The sequence below is a fragment of the Duganella sp. BJB476 genome (genome assembly GCF_003416895.1).
Taxonomy (GTDB): domain Bacteria; phylum Pseudomonadota; class Gammaproteobacteria; order Burkholderiales; family Burkholderiaceae_D; genus Rugamonas.
Window position 1 is genome coordinate 496524 of record NZ_QVIO01000001.1, and the last position, 15642, is coordinate 512165.

Annotated in this window: 14 protein-coding genes and 1 tRNA gene; 2 read left to right on the forward strand and 13 right to left on the reverse strand. The window is 65.0% G+C overall.

Annotated features, from left to right (window positions below; translation table 11 throughout):
• The first annotated feature begins 22 nt into the window (after positions 1-22).
• Entirely contained in the window at positions 23-1228 is a 1206-nt protein-coding gene (locus tag D0T21_RS02230; protein ID WP_116988207.1) for an MFS transporter, read from the forward strand.
• Between the two features lie 34 nt (positions 1229-1262).
• Here D0T21_RS02230 and dbpA read toward each other — a convergent pair whose 3' ends face one another.
• The 10 genes from dbpA to D0T21_RS02280 form a co-directional block, all read right to left on the reverse strand.
• Positions 1263-2681 (reverse strand): ATP-dependent RNA helicase DbpA, encoded by a 1419-nt coding sequence (gene dbpA / locus D0T21_RS02235; protein WP_116988208.1) that lies wholly within the window; start codon positions 2679-2681, stop codon positions 1263-1265.
• A 74-nt stretch (positions 2682-2755) separates the two neighbouring features.
• Positions 2756-2980 carry a hypothetical protein gene (locus tag D0T21_RS02240; protein ID WP_116988209.1) on the reverse strand — a complete coding sequence of 75 codons (225 nt, stop codon included), beginning with the start codon at positions 2978-2980 and terminating at the stop codon, positions 2756-2758.
• 77 nt (positions 2981-3057) lie between these two features.
• A complete protein-coding gene (locus tag D0T21_RS02245) occupies positions 3058-4722 on the reverse strand; it encodes an acid phosphatase (RefSeq protein WP_116988210.1) in 1665 nt (554 codons plus the stop codon).
• Positions 4723-4871: 149 nt separating this feature from the next.
• Positions 4872-4948, reverse strand: a tRNA-Met gene (locus D0T21_RS02250).
• 107 nt (positions 4949-5055) lie between these two features.
• A complete protein-coding gene (locus tag D0T21_RS31545; protein ID WP_147328015.1) occupies positions 5056-5265 on the reverse strand; it encodes a hypothetical protein in 210 nt (69 codons plus the stop codon).
• A gap of 119 nt (positions 5266-5384) precedes the next feature.
• On the reverse strand, positions 5385-5792 hold the full coding sequence (locus D0T21_RS02260; RefSeq protein WP_116988212.1) for a hypothetical protein: 408 nt from the start codon (positions 5790-5792) through the stop codon (positions 5385-5387).
• 91 nt (positions 5793-5883) lie between these two features.
• Positions 5884-7053, reverse strand: a complete 1170-nt coding sequence (locus tag D0T21_RS02265; protein ID WP_116994259.1) for a class I SAM-dependent methyltransferase — start codon at positions 7051-7053, stop codon at positions 5884-5886.
• Between the two features lie 105 nt (positions 7054-7158).
• A complete protein-coding gene (locus tag D0T21_RS02270) occupies positions 7159-8139 on the reverse strand; it encodes a hypothetical protein (RefSeq protein ID WP_199538384.1) in 981 nt (326 codons plus the stop codon).
• Positions 8140-8216: 77 nt separating this feature from the next.
• Entirely contained in the window at positions 8217-8426 is a 210-nt protein-coding gene (locus D0T21_RS02275; protein WP_008449977.1) for a hypothetical protein, read from the reverse strand.
• A gap of 41 nt (positions 8427-8467) precedes the next feature.
• Positions 8468-9100, reverse strand: coding sequence for a putative metalloprotease CJM1_0395 family protein (locus tag D0T21_RS02280; protein ID WP_116988215.1), 633 nt, complete (start codon positions 9098-9100; stop codon positions 8468-8470).
• Positions 9101-9235: 135 nt separating this feature from the next.
• On the opposite strand from D0T21_RS02280, the gene D0T21_RS32160 reads away from it, so the two are divergent.
• Complete coding sequence (locus tag D0T21_RS32160; protein WP_199538385.1) at positions 9236-9391, forward strand: hypothetical protein; 156 nt, start codon at positions 9236-9238, stop codon at positions 9389-9391.
• 6 nt (positions 9392-9397) lie between these two features.
• Here the strand turns inward: D0T21_RS32160 and D0T21_RS02285 are convergent, their stop codons facing one another.
• From D0T21_RS02285 to D0T21_RS02295, 3 genes are read right to left on the reverse strand one after another with little or no spacing between them, the layout of a single operon-like run.
• Positions 9398-10549 carry a serine hydrolase gene (locus D0T21_RS02285; protein WP_116988216.1) on the reverse strand — a complete coding sequence of 384 codons (1152 nt, stop codon included), beginning with the start codon at positions 10547-10549 and terminating at the stop codon, positions 9398-9400.
• 32 nt (positions 10550-10581) lie between these two features.
• The gene (locus D0T21_RS02290; protein ID WP_116988217.1) at positions 10582-14388 is read right to left on the reverse strand and encodes an AAA family ATPase; all 3807 of its coding nucleotides are present in this window, start codon (positions 14386-14388) and stop codon (positions 10582-10584) included.
• Positions 14385-15623, reverse strand: coding sequence for an exonuclease SbcCD subunit D C-terminal domain-containing protein (locus tag D0T21_RS02295; protein WP_116988218.1), 1239 nt, complete (start codon positions 15621-15623; stop codon positions 14385-14387). The genes D0T21_RS02290 and D0T21_RS02295 overlap by 4 nt, the downstream gene beginning before the upstream one ends.
• Positions 15624-15642 lie beyond the last annotated feature (19 nt).

Below are 15642 nucleotides of genomic sequence, written 5' to 3' on the forward strand. Positions count from 1 at the left end.
TAGCCATATTACACTGGCAGGCATGAATACCTCCACACTTGCTCCCGCCAGTCGCGCCCACGGCGACACCGTTATCTCCATCCTCGGCGCCGTCGCGCTGGTCCATTTGCTGAACGACCTGACGCAGGCGATGCTGCCGTCGATCTATCCGATGCTGAAGGCGCAGTTCGGCCTGACGTTCGCGCAGGTCGGCCTGATCACGCTGACCTTCCAGTGCACCGCCTCGCTGCTGCAACCGTGGATAGGTCTGTACACCGACCGCCGCCCGCTGCCTTTCCTGCTGCCGCTGGGGATGGTCTCCACGCTGATCGGCGTGTTGATGATGTCCGGCGCCGGCAGCTTCCCGGCCTTGCTGGTGGCTGCGGCGCTGATCGGCGTCGGTTCCTCGACCTTCCACCCGGAGGCTTCGCGCGTGGCGCGCATCGCCTCGGGTGGGCGGTTCGGTTTTGCGCAGTCGCTGTTCCAGGTCGGCGGCAATGTCGGTTCGGCGCTCGGGCCGTTGCTGGCTGCAGCGATCATCATCGGCCGTGGGCAGGGCAATATCGCCTGGTTTGCGTTGCTCGTGATGGTGGCGATTGTGGTGCTGGTACGCGTCGGCCGCTGGCATAGCGCGCACCTGGCCGGACTGCCGCGCAAAACCGCATCGCATGCCGTATCGCCTTTATCCAAGGGCCGCGTTTATGGCGCGCTGACGGTGCTGGCGCTGCTGGTCTTCTCCAAGTACATCTACATGTCGAGCTTGAGCAGCTACTACACCTTCTACCTGATCGATAAATTCGGCTTGTCGGTATCGTCGGCGCAGTTGTATCTGTTCCTGTTTTTGGCGGCGGTGGCGGCGGGCACTTTCATGGGTGGGCCGATCGGCGACCGCATCGGCCGCAAGCGCGTGATCTGGATCTCGATCCTCGGCGCGGCGCCGTTCACGCTGATGCTGCCTTACGTCGGCCTGGCCTGGACGGCCGTGCTGTCGGTGGTGATCGGCTTCGTGATCTCGTCGGCGTTTTCCGCCATCGTGGTGTTCGCGCAGGAGCTCATGCCGGGCAAGGTCGGCATGATTGCGGGGATATTCTTTGGATTGATGTTTGGCGTGAGCGGCATCGGCGCCGCCGCCATGGGGCATATCGCCGACGTAGCCGGCATCGCCTATGTGTACAAACTGTGTTCGTTCCTGCCGCTGCTGGGCATCCTGACGGTGCTGCTGCCGCATATCGAGCAGCCGCACCGTTAGCCAACGTCATTCCCGCTTTCGCGGGAATGACGCCTTAGGACTCGATGAAGCGCATCTTGAAGTTGCGGCCTTTGATGGCGCCGAAGTCGCCACCCAGCGGGTTGTTCCGGCTGAGGCGCTCGAAGGCATCGTAGGCCACGCGGCGGTCGATCGCCACGTAGGTCTGGAACTCGAACACGTTGATCTTGCCGACTTGTTCTTTCGAGAGGCCAGCGTCGCCGGTCAGTGCGCCCAGCAGGTCGCCCGGACGCAGCTTGTCCTTCTTGCCGCCCGAGATCACCAGCGTCATCATCGGCGCTGGATCATTGCCATATTCATTGTCGTCCAGGCTTTTCAGGTCGAACCATTCGACCGGCGCCTTCTGGTATTCCTCAATCAGCTTGACCCACTTCTTCTCGTTCGGCGCGCACAGCGACAAGGCCAGGCCTTGTTCGGCGCCGCGGCCGGTGCGGCCGATACGGTGGATGTGCACCTCGGTGTCCTTCGACACGTCGACGTTGATCACCGCTTCCAGGTTCGGGATGTCCAGGCCGCGCGCGGCGACGTCGGTGGCCACCAGCACTGAGCAGCTGCGGTTGGAGAACAGCACCAGGATTTCGTCGCGTTCCTTCTGTTCCAGTTCGCCGTACAGCGCCATGGCGGAGAAGCCTTTCGATTGCAGCTCTTCCACCAGCTCACGGCACTGCACCTTGGTGTTGCAGAAGGCGATGGCCGATACCGGCTTGTAGTGGCCCAGCAGGCGCGCCACGGCGGAGTTGCGCTCGTCGAAGCCGATCTCGAAGAACAGCTGTTCGATCTGGCTGTTGTCGTGCTGCGCTTCGACCGTCACTTCGACCGGATCGGCCAGGAAGGAGTCGGTGGCGCGGCGGATGTCGTCCGGGTAGGTGGCCGAGAACAGCAAGGTCTGGCGACGTTTCGGGCAGGCGCTGACGATGCCGGCGATTTCGTCGTAGAAGCCCATGTCGGTCATGCGGTCCGCTTCGTCCAGCACCAGCGTTTCCACCTTCGACAGGTCCAGCGTGGCGCGGCCCAGGTGATCGCGCACGCGGCCCGGCGTGCCGACCACGATGTGGGCGCCATGCTCCAGCGAGGCGATCTGCGGACGCATTGGCGAACCGCCGGTCAGCACCAGCACCTTGACGTTGCCGGTGGCGCGCGCCAGACGGCGCAGCTCATTAGCCACCTGGTCGGCCAGTTCGCGGGTAGGGCACAGCACCAGCGCCTGCACGGCGAACCAGGCCGGATTGAGCTTGGCCAGGATGCCGATGCCGAAGGCTGCGGTCTTGCCGCTGCCGGTCTTGGCCTGGGCGATCAGGTCGCGGCCTTCCAGCACCGACGGCAGGCTTTGCGCCTGGATCGTCGTCATCTCCTTGTAGCCGAGCGAATCGAGATTGTCCAGGAGGGCGGTGGTCAGCGGCAGGCTGGAAAACGCGGTGGAGGCGGTGGATGTCATGGTGTCAGACCTGTTCAAAAAGGACGTGGTCACAGTCTAACAGGCTCGCTGACGCTGTGATAATCGGGTTGTTATTAGTTTGGCGCCCACACCGGCAAGCCGGTGAGGTCCAGGTTTTCGTCGCGCACCCAGACCGGCAATCCGGAGGTGTCGGTCGGTTCGAGCAGTTCCAGTTGCACTTGCTTGAGTGCCGCGCGCTTGCCGCGTGGCGGCGGCGGACGCTTTGCTTCCGGTTCGAGCGGCGCGGCCGGGCTGAAGCCGGGCAGGTCGAACGTAGCGTTATCTTTTTTATCTCTCATCTGAAAAAAACAAAAGCCCGGCTGTAGCAGTCGGGCTCAGTGTAAGTTAAGGGCGAAGTGTAACACAAAGCCCAAACTCAACGGAAGCTCAGCGCTCCCGTCAGGTCGCCCGGCGGCAGCGCGTTGCGGGCGGCGAAGGCGTCGTTGCGCAGCTTCAGGCCTTCCAGCAGCGGCAGGCCGTGCAGGCGGGTGATGAAGCGCATGATCGAGGTGGTGTCGTAGAAGCTGTGATCGACCTGGCCTTTCTTCGCATACGGCGAGACCACGATGGCCGGAATGCGCGAGCCCGGGCCCCAGCGGTCGCCCTTGGGCGGCGCGACGTGATCCCACCAGCCGCCGTTTTCGTCGAAGGTGATCACGACGACCATGTCCTTCCATTGCGGGGACTTCTTCAGGTGCTCGATCACGTTGGCGATGTGGGCGTCGCCCGATTCGATGTCCGAGTAGCCGGCGTGCAGGTTCAGGTTACCTTGCGGCTTGTAGAAGGTCACCGCAGGCAGCTTGCCGGCGATGGCGTCGGCGATGAATTTGTTCGAGATCGGGCTGTCGCCCAGGCCTCCGTCGCGCAGGTGTTCCGCGCGCGCGGCGGTGCCGGGCGCGAACTGCTTGAAGTAGTTGAACGGCTGGTGGTGGTACTGGAAGTTGGGCTTCTCGCCGCCGCCGCGCGCATCGAGCGCCGCCTGCCACGCGCCGCCGTACCACGCCCAGCTGACCTTCTTGGCCGACAGCAGGTCGCCGATGGTGTCGTAGGTTTGCGGCGGCAGGGTGCCGGCATCCTTCGGATCGGCCAGCAGCGGATCGCCGTCGTAGGCCGGGCGGATGTAGCTCGGCTGGTAGGGCGGGGCCATGGTGTTGACCGCGTAGCCGTCCGGCGTGATGGCGCCGTTGTTTGTGTAGATGGGATGACCATCCATCGCCGAGACGGGGCTGTCCTTGGTCACGGACAGGCGCATGCCGGTCGGGCCGTCGTCGAGCACCGCGATCTTCTTCTTGGCGGCGGTGTCCTTGGCGTTGAAGTATTCGGGCGTGCGGCCGGAGATCAGGAACTGGTGGTTCAGGTAGGAGCCGCCGAAGGCCGCCATGAAGAAGTTATCGCACAGCGTGTACTGTTCGGCGATCTTCCACAGGCCGAGGTTTTTGCTGGTCTCGCCGTAGTAGCCCATGACCATGCCGCCGGTGTTGCCCCAGGCCGCGAAGCCGTCGTTCTTGCCGCCGTTGATCTGCATCTGGTTCTGGTAGAACAGGTGCCACAGGTCGCGCGTGATGACGGCTTCCGGCAGCGGCTTGCCTTCGGTGTCGACCAGTTTGAACGGGCCGTTCGGCAGGTTCTTGACGTCGTCTTCCTTCAGCAGGTATTTTTTGCCGCCGATGTCCTGGGTGTTGGGCACCATGCCGCCCCAGATTTTCGGCAGCGTGGGCAGTACGGAGCCGTCGAAGTCGCGCTGCTGGCACGCGGCTGCGGTGGCTGCCGACAACGGCGCGGCGGTGCCGGGGAAGTTGGCGAACAGGTTGTTGAAGCTGCGGTTTTCCAGGTAGATCACGACCACGTTCTTGATATGGGCTTGCAGCTTGGCGTCCAGCGAACCTTTGACGGCGGCCGGCTTGGCGGTGGCGGCTTCGCTCAGGGCGGGCAGGGAAGCGGCCATGCCGGTAGCGGCGGCGGCCTGGAAGATGCGGCGGCGCGATGGACTGGCGGGAGCGTCCTGCTCCTGTTGGGCTGAAACCTGAACTTGATCCTTCACACGCGTCTCCCTGAGTAACCAAAAAGAGCGATTGTGACAGTTTTATGACAGGTTGGGTATATCGGAGACAGGGCTGCGCGCCAAGGGAATCGGTGCTGTAAACAGAAAAAGCCGTTGATTCCTGAAAGAAATCAACGGCTTATCGAATCTGGTTGCGGGGACAGGATTTGAACCTGTGACCTTCGGGTTATGAGCCCGACGAGCTGCCAGACTGCTCCACCCCGCGTCTGAGGCCCGAATTATACATAGGCCTTTTGCATTCCGCAAGGGGCAAAATAAGAGCCACTTATATTTCGTAAGATTTTTTAAGTGGCGCTTATGTTTATCGCATCATTACGGGGACTTATCGATGTCTGCATGGGTTCCGCAGTCCCTCAGATATGCACAGCCGCCTTCAAAGGTGAAGCTCGCCTTGTAAGCGTCGTTGCTGGTGAGGTGAACCGTGTAGACGTTGACTTTTTTCGTCGGGTCTAGCACCGAGGTAACTTGCTTGTTGGTCAGCATGTGCAGGTGCAGCTTAGCTGGTGGGGCATCGATGTCCATCAGAACCATTTCCCCGAGGGCACGCCTGGCCTCCTTTTTGATGTCCGGTTTAAGCCGCTGAAAACTGCTTTTAAACCGAGGGAGGTCACAGTTGAGCGTTCGGATAAGTCTTTCCGAACTCATCTCTCGGACTCAATCCGATCCAATACCTGATTTACTTCCTCTGCCGTGCTTGCTGCATACCCGGGTTTGCGGGGCGAGAACGGTATGTCGTGCTCGCCAAGTTCCCACTGCAGATCGGTGGCGGAGGCATAGGCGGCTCTCGCAGCTTCCCTGGGGAGGGGTAAGACAGCTCGTTTGTAGATTTCTTGAATAACTTGCTTGGCTAGTGCCAGAGCATCGTCGATTTTAAAATCGAGGTCGAGAGCGTCTTCGGCTTCACCGGAGTGGATGCGCGAAAGTGTGGCGTCAAAATACTCCTGCATTTGATTCAACCGCCTCGACAACTCCGAGAAATTATCGGATTTTGTCTCCTGAAGTTGCTCCAGGAGGCTGCGTATCGCTTGAAGGATTTCAACTGTTTGCATGAGTGGCCCCGCTTTCCAGGGGAAGTCTGCTCTGGATGTTAAACAGAGTCAAACGCCACTCAATACAAATCTGATTTAGCGCAAGGTGTTTTTACGCGGCGGCCAGGCGCCACAGCGAGGTGACTTCAGCGGCGCGGGCGGCGTGCAGCGGATCGGTGGCATCGGCGGCGCGCGGGTGGGTAGGGCGCACGTCGTGGCGGTCGATGACTTTCAGGCCGGCGGCGGCGATCCATTCCATCAGATCGTCGCGTGGACGCAGGCCCAGGTGCTCGGCCAGGTCCGACAGGATCAGCCAGCCCTCGCCACCCGGCGTCAGATGGGCCGACAGGCCGGCCAGGAAGCCGCGCAGCATGCGGCTGTCCGGATCGTAGACCGCATATTCGATCGGCGAGCTCGGACGCGCCGGCACCCACGGCGGATTACACACCACCAGCGGCGCCCGGCCTTCAGGGAACAGGTCCGCTTCCAGCAGCTCAACCTGGCCGTCCAGATCCAGCCGCGCCAGGTTTTCGCGCGCGCAGCTCAGCGCCCGCTGATCCTGGTCGGTGGCGATCACGCGCGCCACGCCGCGCTTGGCCAGCACCGCCGACAGCACGCCGGTACCCGCGCCGATGTCGTAAGCCAGCTTGACGCCGGCCGGCAGCGGCGTATTCGCCACCAGTTCCACATACTCTCCGCGCACCGGCGAGAACACGCCGTAGTGCGGGTGGATGCGCGCGTCCAGCGCCGGGATCTCGACGCCGGTGCGGCGCCATTCGTGCGCGCCGATCACGCCCAGCAGCTCACGCAGCGAGGCGACGAACGGTTCCTCGAAGCGGCCGTAGGCCTCGTTGCAGGCCAACTGCACGTCCGGTGCGCGGCGCAGCGGGATGGCGTAGGCGGCGTCGAAAGGAATCAGCAGCATGGCCAGCGTGCGCGCGCGTTGCGATTGCGCCTGGCGATGCAGGTGGAAGGCTTCGGTCGGCGTGGCAGGCACTTTGGCCGGCTTGGCTTTCTTGGCCGGCTTGGCCTTGTGGTCGGCGCGGCGCGCCAGCGCTTGCAGCAGCTGGCGGGCGTTCTGGAAGCCGCCGCGCCACAGCAGCGCCGTGCCTTCGCAGGCCAGGCGGTAGGCCACGTCGGCGTTGGTGCGGTCGTCGGCGATGACGACGCGCTTCGGCGGCGGCATGCCGGCTTCGGAGCGCCAGCGCGCGGCGCACTGCACGCCGTTCTCCTCCCAGTGGATCTGTTGCGGCGTAGGGGAGGCGGTGGTGTGTGCGGACATGTCGGGGCAATCGGTAGGTGTAATAAGCGGAAGCACAAAAAACGCCGGGGATGGTGTTCATCCCTGCCGGCGTTTTGGTGTTGAGGCGCTTATTATACTTGGCGCTTAGCTGGTGGCGTTTTTGACGCTCGGTGCGGCGTCGTTGGCGGCGGTGGTCGAGATCGGATCGTCGGCCGGCGCGGGCTGTGCACTGACGCCTGCCGGTCCCGCCTTGATCGGGGCCGGTGCGGCCTGCGTGTCGGTGGCGTCGGCTGCCGGTTTGACCTTGTCGGCGGCGGTAGGCGCGCTGTAGGTGTTGGTGTCTTTGCTGTTGACCAGGCTGAGAAGACGCAGCGACAGATTGCGCAGCGTATTGCGGTCGATGCCGTTGCTGGTCTGGCTCGGCGAGCTGTCGCCGGTCGACAGCGCCGAGTGCAGGTCGCGGCCGATCAGTTGGAACAGGTCGGCCAAGGTGCCCGGGAAGTCGATGTTCGGCACCTGCACCGACGGCAGGTTGTCGGTGCTGGCGCCGTTGCTTGCCGCCGGCTTGCTGGTGGACGTGCCGGAAGGCTGGCTGCCGCTGCCGGTCGTGGCGCCGGTGCTGGCGGGGCTACTCGGATTATTGGAGCTCTGGCTGGCGGCGCCGCTCAGCTCAGCGTTGTACTGCACTTCCACTTCGAAATCGAACTTGCGGCCATCGGCGGTGGTGATCGTGCCTTTGCCGACGAAGTGCGAGCTGTCGGTCAGGTCGAAAGCGGCGGCGTCGCTGGTGCCCTTCGGCCCCGAACTATGCTGCACGCCTATGCCGAAACTGGACGAGGTGTCCAGGCTGGCCGAGTCGAAACTGATGGTCGCCCCCTTGCCTGCGTCGCCGAACAGCGAGGTGGCGAAGCTGTTGACGAAATCCTGTGCGAAATCGACCGTCGCATTGCCGACCGAGGCCACATGCTGCGCCAGCGCGTCGTTGGACGTCGACGCCGGCGCGGAATTGGCTGCTTTCACTGGTGTGGCGGCGGTCGTGCCGGTCGTCTTGCCGTCATTGCGCGTGTTGGCGCCATAGAGGGGCGCTGGCAAAGCGCGGGGGCCGAGAGCAGGTAGGATAGACATGGCAGGTTCCAGCGGATTTCGTTTGATAGTACTTCTATAACGGTCCCGCTGGCGATTTCTTGAGACCTGCGCAAAGATTAATGATGGTGGGTCCAGCCTTCCGGTGCCGCCAGGTAGGAAGCGACGGCGTCTTTCTGGCCGATGGCGTGGTGTTTGACTTCGCCGCAGGCGCAAATGCCCAGGTAAGGCTGGATGTGCGAGCAGGCCGACACCTTTTGCAGGCGGACTTGCACGGCTTTGGCGCATTTGGCGCATTTGAAGGTCAGGGTGCGTGGTGCTTTTAACATGGTTGCTCTTTGTTGGACTGGCAAAGGCGGGATTCTATCACTCACGCATAGATATCCAGCTTGGGCGGCACCAGCGGCGGCGTTTCATAGGTGCGCTGGACTTTGGCGGCGGTGCCCGCCGCTGAACCTTGTCGATTGAGCTGTGCCGCCGCCTGTTCCACCTGCTGCGTCGCAAGTTCGGCGCGGGCTTGCAGTTCCAGCTGCGCCGCCTGGGCCGCCACCGCGCGGTCGGCGCCGGAGGGATCGGCCGGCGCCAGCGCCGCCGCCTGTATCGTGCGGGCGCGTTCGATGGTCTCCTCCGGCGTGCGGCCGGGCGAGGTATCGATTTGTACCTCGCCGCCGATGGCGTAATCGACCCCGTTCGGTCCGCGCTGATAAGTGTAGGTGGCGCCGGAAGTGGCCAGGCCGCCGGCGGTGGCCAGGTGCGCCTGCTCGTGCTGGCGTACTTCGGTGTCGCGGGTCTTCAGCTGGGCGACCAGGGCCAGCGCCTCCGGCGTCAGGTTGGTGACGGAGTCGCTGCCGGAAAAATTGGTGTTCGGGGATGAGCTGGTCGAGGCTGAAGCCGGACCCGCAGGCGTGACCGACGACGTCACCTGCACCGGCGGCGTCGCGCGCGTCGGCGGCTGGCTGGCGGAACTCGGTGATATGGCGCCTATGCTCATGGTGGTGCGCATTGCCTCCTGCTCGTTTGAATGATAGCAAATCTGTAGCAAATGGTTGCAAATTAGCGGCGGCTTGCTGGTCAACTGGCGGGGCGCGCCCGCGTTGAAGGTCTACTGGGGATCATCTTCCACCAAAGAGGCAAGACCATGGACCAAAAGAAGCAACCGAGCAAAGAATCTGTGCGGCAGTGGTTGCAGACGCAAATCGCAGAACGGCGCCCGCCGCCGGACGCCCAGCAAATCCGCCGCGAGCTGGGGTGGGAGATGCTCAAGCTGGAGCGAAAGGAGCGCCGCGAACGCTAGGATGTTCTAGTCGCTGACGGTGGCGATCAGCGTGTGCAGCAGCTGGTTGACCTTCGCGCCCATCGCATCCGAGCCGTAGTCGCCGGCGGTGATGACCACTGTCAGGTCCAGCTCCGGCACGATGAAGATGCGTTGGCCGCCGTTGCCGAAGGCGGCGCTCCACGGCGTGCGGTGGCCATGCCAGGCTGCCGTGCCGTCCCACCACTGGTAGCCGTAATGCAGCTCGTCCGGCTGGTTGCCCGGACTCCTGAAACCGACGCTCAGGCGCGGCTTCAGCGATTCAGCCACCCATTCCTCGGCCACGATCTGGCGGCCGTTCCAGCGGCCGTGGTTCAGCATCAGCCGTCCCAGCTTGGCCATGTCGCGCGGCCGCAGGCGCAGTCCCGCAAACGGCGCCGGCCGGCCGCGCAAGTCGGTCACCCATTCCCACTGCAGGATGCCCAGCGGTTCGAACAAGTCCTTGCGGGCCACCTCGATCCACGGCTGGCCGCTGACGCGGCTGACGATGTCGGCCAGGATGGTGGTGCCGCCGCCGTTGTAATTCCATACGGTGCCAGGCGGCGCGACGATGGGCCGCTCCAGCACGTAGCGCAGTTGGTCGGTTTTCCAGAACAGCCGCAGCTCGTTGTTGGGCTGCGCGCCTTCGTCCCACTTCCAGCCGCCGCTCATGGTCAGCAGGTGTTCGAGATTGACGGCGTTCAGCAGCGGCGACCGCAAGTCCTGGTATTCGGGGTAGTAGTCCAGCACCGGCGTGGTGAGCGCGCCGATTTTGCCGCGCTGCTTCTCGATGCCGACCAGCAGGCTGATGACGCTCTTGCCGATCGAGCGCACGTCGTGCAGCGTGTCCGGCCCGAATTCGACCGTTGGCGCGAACGGCGGCCACACGCCCAGCCCGCGCCGGATCGAGTGGTCCTTACCGGTGCGGTACATCTCCGCCACCAGCTTGCCGTGGCGTTCAATGACGATGCCGTGGATGTTGTCCTTGCCCCCGGCCAGCGCGGTCAGCGTGACGCACAGCGCGTTGGCGTTGAAGCCCGATGTTTCAGGCGCCGCCAGTTCCCAGCCGTCGCCTTGCGCGAATGGCGCGGCGCAGGGCGCGGCATGCGCCAGCGGCAGTACGGTCGACAAGCAAAAACACAGACGAAGCAGCAATTTCATGAGCCGGCCTGAATTAACAATAAAACACCATTCTACTGCACTGTGACCGCGCTTTTGCCGCCTGCCGAAGGTTGTACCAATATTTTTACCGCGATCCGCTCCGTCATTTCCTGCACATGCGAGATGACGCCGACCTTGCGACCCATCGCTTGCAGGCCGTCCAGCGCATCCATCGCCACGCGCAGGGTTTCTGCATCCAGGCTGCCGAAGCCTTCGTCGATGAACAGCGATTCGACGCGCACGCGGTTGGACGACAGCGAGGCCAGTCCCAGCGCCAGCGCCAGCGACACCAGGAACGATTCGCCGCCGGACAGCGAATGCACCGAGCGCATCTCGCCGCCCATGTCCTGGTCGCGCACCAGCAGGGCCAGCGACGGGCTGGCCGGGTTGTCGATGCGTTCCAGCTGGTAGCGGCGCGCCAGGTGGTTCAGGTGGGCGTTGGCGTAACCCAGCAGGACATCCAGCGTGAATTGCTGGGCGTAGTTGCGGAACTTCTTGCCGTCGGCCGAGCCTATCAGGTCGTTCATGCGCGCCCAGCGCTGTTCGATCGCTTCCTGCTGCGCGATCTCGGCCAGCATGGCTTGCGATTGCTGGCGCTTGGCGTCGTCCTGCGCCAGCGCCAGTTGCAGGGCGGTGGTGTGGTCATGGGCTGTCTTGCGTTCGATCGCCAGTTCGTTCAGTGCGGCGGCCAGCAGTGCGATCGGCGTTTGTTCATCTGCCGACGCGCGCTCCTGCGGTGCGGATAACTGGTGTTGCTGGCGTTGGCGCTGGCGTTCATTGAGCACGGTGGCGGTGTGGTCGGCCGCGCGGTCGATGGCTTGCAAGGCGGCGCGTTCGGCGTCGACTTCCTCGGCGGAGTGAGCCAGCAGCGCGTGCAGGTGCTCCAGGTCGCGCAGGCCGGCGTCGGGCTGGCGCTGCTGGAATGCGGCGATCCAGTCGGACAGCCTGGCCGCCGCCGATGCCGATGCGCCGTGCAGTGCCGCCAGCCGTTGCGCGGCCTGGGCCAGCGCCTCGTCCGCGCGGGCGCGGGCTTGGGCCGCTTGCTGTGCGGCGGTTTGCAGGCCGGCCAGCCGTTCCCTGGCGGCGTCGATGGCGGCGTTGAGCGCCGCTTCGACATCACGCACTTCCTTGCCACCCCACAGCGCCATGCGTTGCTGCTGCATGTCCTTGAGCGCGGTGTCGGCGCTGCTGTAGATTACGCGGGCATTGACGGCGTCCAGGCCGGCCTTGGTCTGTGCTTCGGCGAGCGCCTTCACCTCCACGTCGACGGTGGAGATGGCGGCGGCGCGTTCGTCATAGGCGGCGCGCTGCGCCAGCCATTGTCGGCTCTCGGCGTGGCGGGCTTCGTAGAATCGGGCGGGACCGGCCTTCCAGTCGTCTTTCCACTCGTCGCTCGGAATGTCGCCGCCGCTGAAGGCCGGGTCCAGGTCGGCGAGCAGGGCGCCCAGCGTCAAGGCCACTTCGATGCGCTGGTCGTCCAGCGCCTTGTGTTCCGTATTCGATTGCGCCAGCGCGGTTTGGGCGTGCGAGGCGACGCTCTGCAAACGCGTGTGCTCGGCCGCCGCCAGGTCGTAGGCCGATTGTGCCTGGTCGCGCGCGATGCGGGCCGCACGCAGGGCGTGCTCCTGCCGTTCGATGGCTTGCAGCGCGTCGCGCACCAGCTCCAACTGCGCGACGAACCAGCCGGTGCGCTCAGGCTCGGGCGGCAGCGAGGCCGCAAGCTGCGACGCGGCTTCGCCGTGGTCCGCAGCGTGCAGGTAGCTGTGCCACGCGGCGGCGACGCGCTCCAGCGCTTGCGCCACGGCGCGACCTTCGCTGGACAGCGCGTTCAGCTGCTCAAGGCTGGCCTGTTCGGTGGCGCGTTGTGCCGCCTGCTGGTTGACATTGGCTTCCATCTGCTGGCGGCAGCGGGTGACTTCCGCCTGGAACTCGGTCAGCATGTCGTGCAGGCCGTCGTTGTCGTGGCGATACGGATGCTCATTCGATCCGCATACCGGGCAAGGCGTATCGTCTTCCAGCGCGGCGCGCAGCGATTCCACGTTCCTGGCGCAGGCGGCTTCCGCCAGTTTCAGCGAACGTTCCGCCTGCGAGAACGCGGCCAATATGCCGACGCCTTCCTGCTGCGCCGCCTTCAGCTGGATCTCGGCCGCTTCCACGGCCTGCCGCAGCTGCCCGGACTGGGCCTGGATATGCGCATGCCGCGATTGCCGCGCATCGAGTTCGATCCAGATCTTTTCCGCCGACGCCAACTGATCGCGGCGTAGCTCCCAATCGTGGCGCGATGTCTGCAATTGCTCGGCCGGGAAGGCCGTCAGTGCACGCGCCGCTTCCTGCCGTTGCGCTTCCAATGTTTGCAGGGCGACGTTGGAGGCGGCCAGCTTGCCGCTGGCATCAGCTTCGTCCTCGCGATGAGCCTTGGCGTTGCGTTGCACGCGGGCCAGCGCGCCGCTCAGCTTCTCGGCTTGCGCGGCGGCTTGGCCGGCCTGCACGAACAGCACGTCCCAGCGCTCCCACGACTGCGCCATCGTCTGCCATTGCTTGTGCTGCGCCAGCCAGGCGACGCCTGCTTCATGCTGCGCGCCCAGGCGCTGGCGTTCGTCCTGCCGTTCCTGCAGCGCAGCCCTCGCGACGGCGTCCGCCTGATCGGCCTTTTCGCATGCTGCGGCGGCCTGGCGGTAAGCGGGCAGCATGGCTTCGATGCGGGCATCGAGCGCCTTGGCCTGGTCCAGTTGCGGCGCGGCGGCGCGTTGAGCGGCTTCCGATTCCTGTACTTGCGATGCTGCCTGGGCTTGCGCGCTCGTGGCGCGCTCCAGTGCCTGCGCCGCGAGCGCGGCATCCTGCGTACTGGCGGCGATGGCCGCTTGCGTGGCAGCGATGTCGGCGGCGATGCGCTCGATTTCGGCGGCCAGCGGACGCGCCGCTTGCACGGCGGCGATGCGCGCCAACGCGGTGCGGCGCGGCGCCGATGCTTCCACTTCGGCGACGGCGGCCTGGCAGGCCTTCTGCGCCGACTGTTCGTCCTCGGCCAGTTTCTCGGCCTGTTTGTGCCAGCGTAGTTCCTGTTCCAGTTCCGCTTTGCGTTGTTCCAGCACTTGCAGCTCGGCGGCGGCGGTCGCGCTGTGCGCTTCCAGTTCGCCGCGTTGTTCTGCACTCAAGGGCTTCTGGTCGGCCAGGCGGGCGCTCAGTCTTTGCAGCGCCGCCTGTTCCAGCTTGGCGCGCTCGAAGGCGCGCATCGAGATCTCGCTGTAGACGGTGCTGCCGGTCAGCGTCTCCAGCAGCTCGCCGCGTTCATTGTCCTCGGACTTGAGGAAAGCGGAGAACTCGTTCTGCGCCAGCAGCACGGCGCGCGTGAACTGCTCAAACGACAAACCGATGCGCTTCTCGATTTCCACCTTGACTTCGGTCTTGGTGCCGCCGATGGCTTGCAGCGACGGCAGCAGATGCAGCGTCATGGCGGTCGGCTGCAACGCGCCTTCGGCCTTGGTGCGCGAGCGGCGCACGCTCCAGCGGGCGCGGTACGAGGCGCCGTCGTTGCCGACGAAGTCCACTTCCGCGTAACCCTCGGCCGTGCCGCGACGCAGCAGCGTGCGCGTGTCCTGCGTGGAGACGGTCTCCGCGCCGACGTCGGTCAGGTAGCTGCGGCCGGCGACTTTCAACAGGCGCGGCGTGGCGTCGTACAGCGCCAGGCATAGCGCGTCGAGCAGGGTGCTTTTGCCGGCGCCGGTCGGGCCGCTGATGGCGAACAGGCCAGTCGACGCCAACGGCTCCTGCTCGAAGTCTACGCCGAATTCGCCCGCCAGCGACGCCAGGTTCTTACCGCCGATTTTCAGGATTCTCATGGCTGCCCCGGCGTCAGCATCAGTTCCGCGAAGGCGCTCAACTGGTCGGTCGGCGCATCGTTGTCGAACCTTTGCCGGTACAGCTGGCGGAAGATATCGTCCGGCTTGAGCTGCTCCAGCTGGTCCAGCGTCATCACCTCGTCATCGATCGAGGTGCTGCGCGCCGCGCTGGAAGTCTCGATCTTGGCCAGCCGCACCGGCTTGCCGTCCAGCGCCGCCTCGATGCGCGCGCGCAGGCCCGGCTCCGGCGCGTCCAGCCGCACCCGCACCTCCAGGAAGGGCTGCTGCTCCGGCTCCGCATCCAGCGTCGCCAGCGCCGCCAGTTCCTCCAGCACCTGCGCCAGCGGTGCCGGCTTGGCAGGAACGCGCAGCAACTGGACCGCGCGCGGCACCATCAGCGGCGCGATCTCGCGCACCTCGCCGCCGTCGATATCGATGCGCAGGATCTGGTGCTGATAGCCCACCTCCGCAAACGACAGCGGAATCGGACTGCCGCAGTAACGGATATGCTGCTGCTTGCCGACGCTTTGCGCCAGGTGCAAATGCCCCAGCGCGGCGTAGACGATGGCCGGGTCGAAGATCCCCGCCGGCAGCATTTCGGTGCCGCCGATGACGATGCGGCGTTCCGAATCGTTGGACATCTGGCCGTCGACCATGTGGCAATGGCCCATGGCCAGTATCGCCTGGCCAGGCTGGCGTTTGGACAGCGCCAGTTCCAGCGCCTGTTTGTAGAGCAGGGCGATGCCGGCCAAATACGGATCGGCGCCTTCCTCGGTCGCCACGCGCGGCACGTCGCCGGGACGCAGGAAGGGCACGGCCAGGCACCAGGCTTCGACCGCGCCGCCACGGCCGGTCAGCGGCAGCACCAGCTGTTCCAGGTCGATCTCGCCGTCCGCCTTGCGCTGCACGCTGCCGACCACCCGCGTGCCGTGTGCTTCCAGCAGCGGCCCTGGCGCCTCCAGCCGTCCCGGTGAATCGTGGTTGCCGGCGATGACCACCAGGTTCAGATGCGGCACGCGCTCCCTGGCCTGCTGCAAAAAACGATACAGCTGCTTCTGCGACGCCGCCGACGGATTGGCGTTGTCGAAGATGTCGCCGGCGATCAGCAGCGCGTCGGCCTGTTCGGCGGCGACGGTGTCGAGCAGCCAGTCCAGGAAGTGCTGGTGCTCGTAGGTACGCTCGAAATTATGCAGGGATTGGCCGAGATGCCAGTCGGAGGTGTGCAGCAGACGCATGAAGATGTGTAATCAAAAC

Bases quoted from the DNA above. Each gene is read 5' to 3' on its own strand.
- D0T21_RS02280 (WP_116988215.1), bottom strand. From the start codon at position 9,100: ATGCGCACCACCATGAGCATAGGCGCCATATCACCGAGTTCCGCCAGC.
- D0T21_RS02230 (WP_116988207.1), top strand. From the start codon at position 23: ATGAATACCTCCACACTTGCTCCCGCCAGTCGCGCCCACGGCGACACC.
- D0T21_RS02295 (WP_116988218.1), bottom strand. From the start codon at position 15,623: ATGCGTCTGCTGCACACCTCCGACTGGCATCTCGGCCAATCCCTGCAT.
- D0T21_RS02270 (WP_199538384.1), bottom strand. From the start codon at position 8,139: ATGTCTATCCTACCTGCTCTCGGCCCCCGCGCTTTGCCAGCGCCCCTC.
- D0T21_RS32160 (WP_199538385.1), top strand. From the start codon at position 9,236: ATGGACCAAAAGAAGCAACCGAGCAAAGAATCTGTGCGGCAGTGGTTG.
- D0T21_RS02260 (WP_116988212.1), bottom strand. From the start codon at position 5,792: ATGCAAACAGTTGAAATCCTTCAAGCGATACGCAGCCTCCTGGAGCAA.
- D0T21_RS02285 (WP_116988216.1), bottom strand. From the start codon at position 10,549: ATGAAATTGCTGCTTCGTCTGTGTTTTTGCTTGTCGACCGTACTGCCG.
- D0T21_RS02265 (WP_116994259.1), bottom strand. From the start codon at position 7,053: ATGTCCGCACACACCACCGCCTCCCCTACGCCGCAACAGATCCACTGG.
- dbpA (WP_116988208.1), bottom strand. From the start codon at position 2,681: ATGACATCCACCGCCTCCACCGCGTTTTCCAGCCTGCCGCTGACCACC.
- D0T21_RS02275 (WP_008449977.1), bottom strand. From the start codon at position 8,426: ATGTTAAAAGCACCACGCACCCTGACCTTCAAATGCGCCAAATGCGCC.
- D0T21_RS31545 (WP_147328015.1), bottom strand. From the start codon at position 5,265: ATGGACATCGATGCCCCACCAGCTAAGCTGCACCTGCACATGCTGACC.
- D0T21_RS02290 (WP_116988217.1), bottom strand. From the start codon at position 14,388: ATGAGAATCCTGAAAATCGGCGGTAAGAACCTGGCGTCGCTGGCGGGC.
- D0T21_RS02240 (WP_116988209.1), bottom strand. From the start codon at position 2,980: ATGAGAGATAAAAAAGATAACGCTACGTTCGACCTGCCCGGCTTCAGC.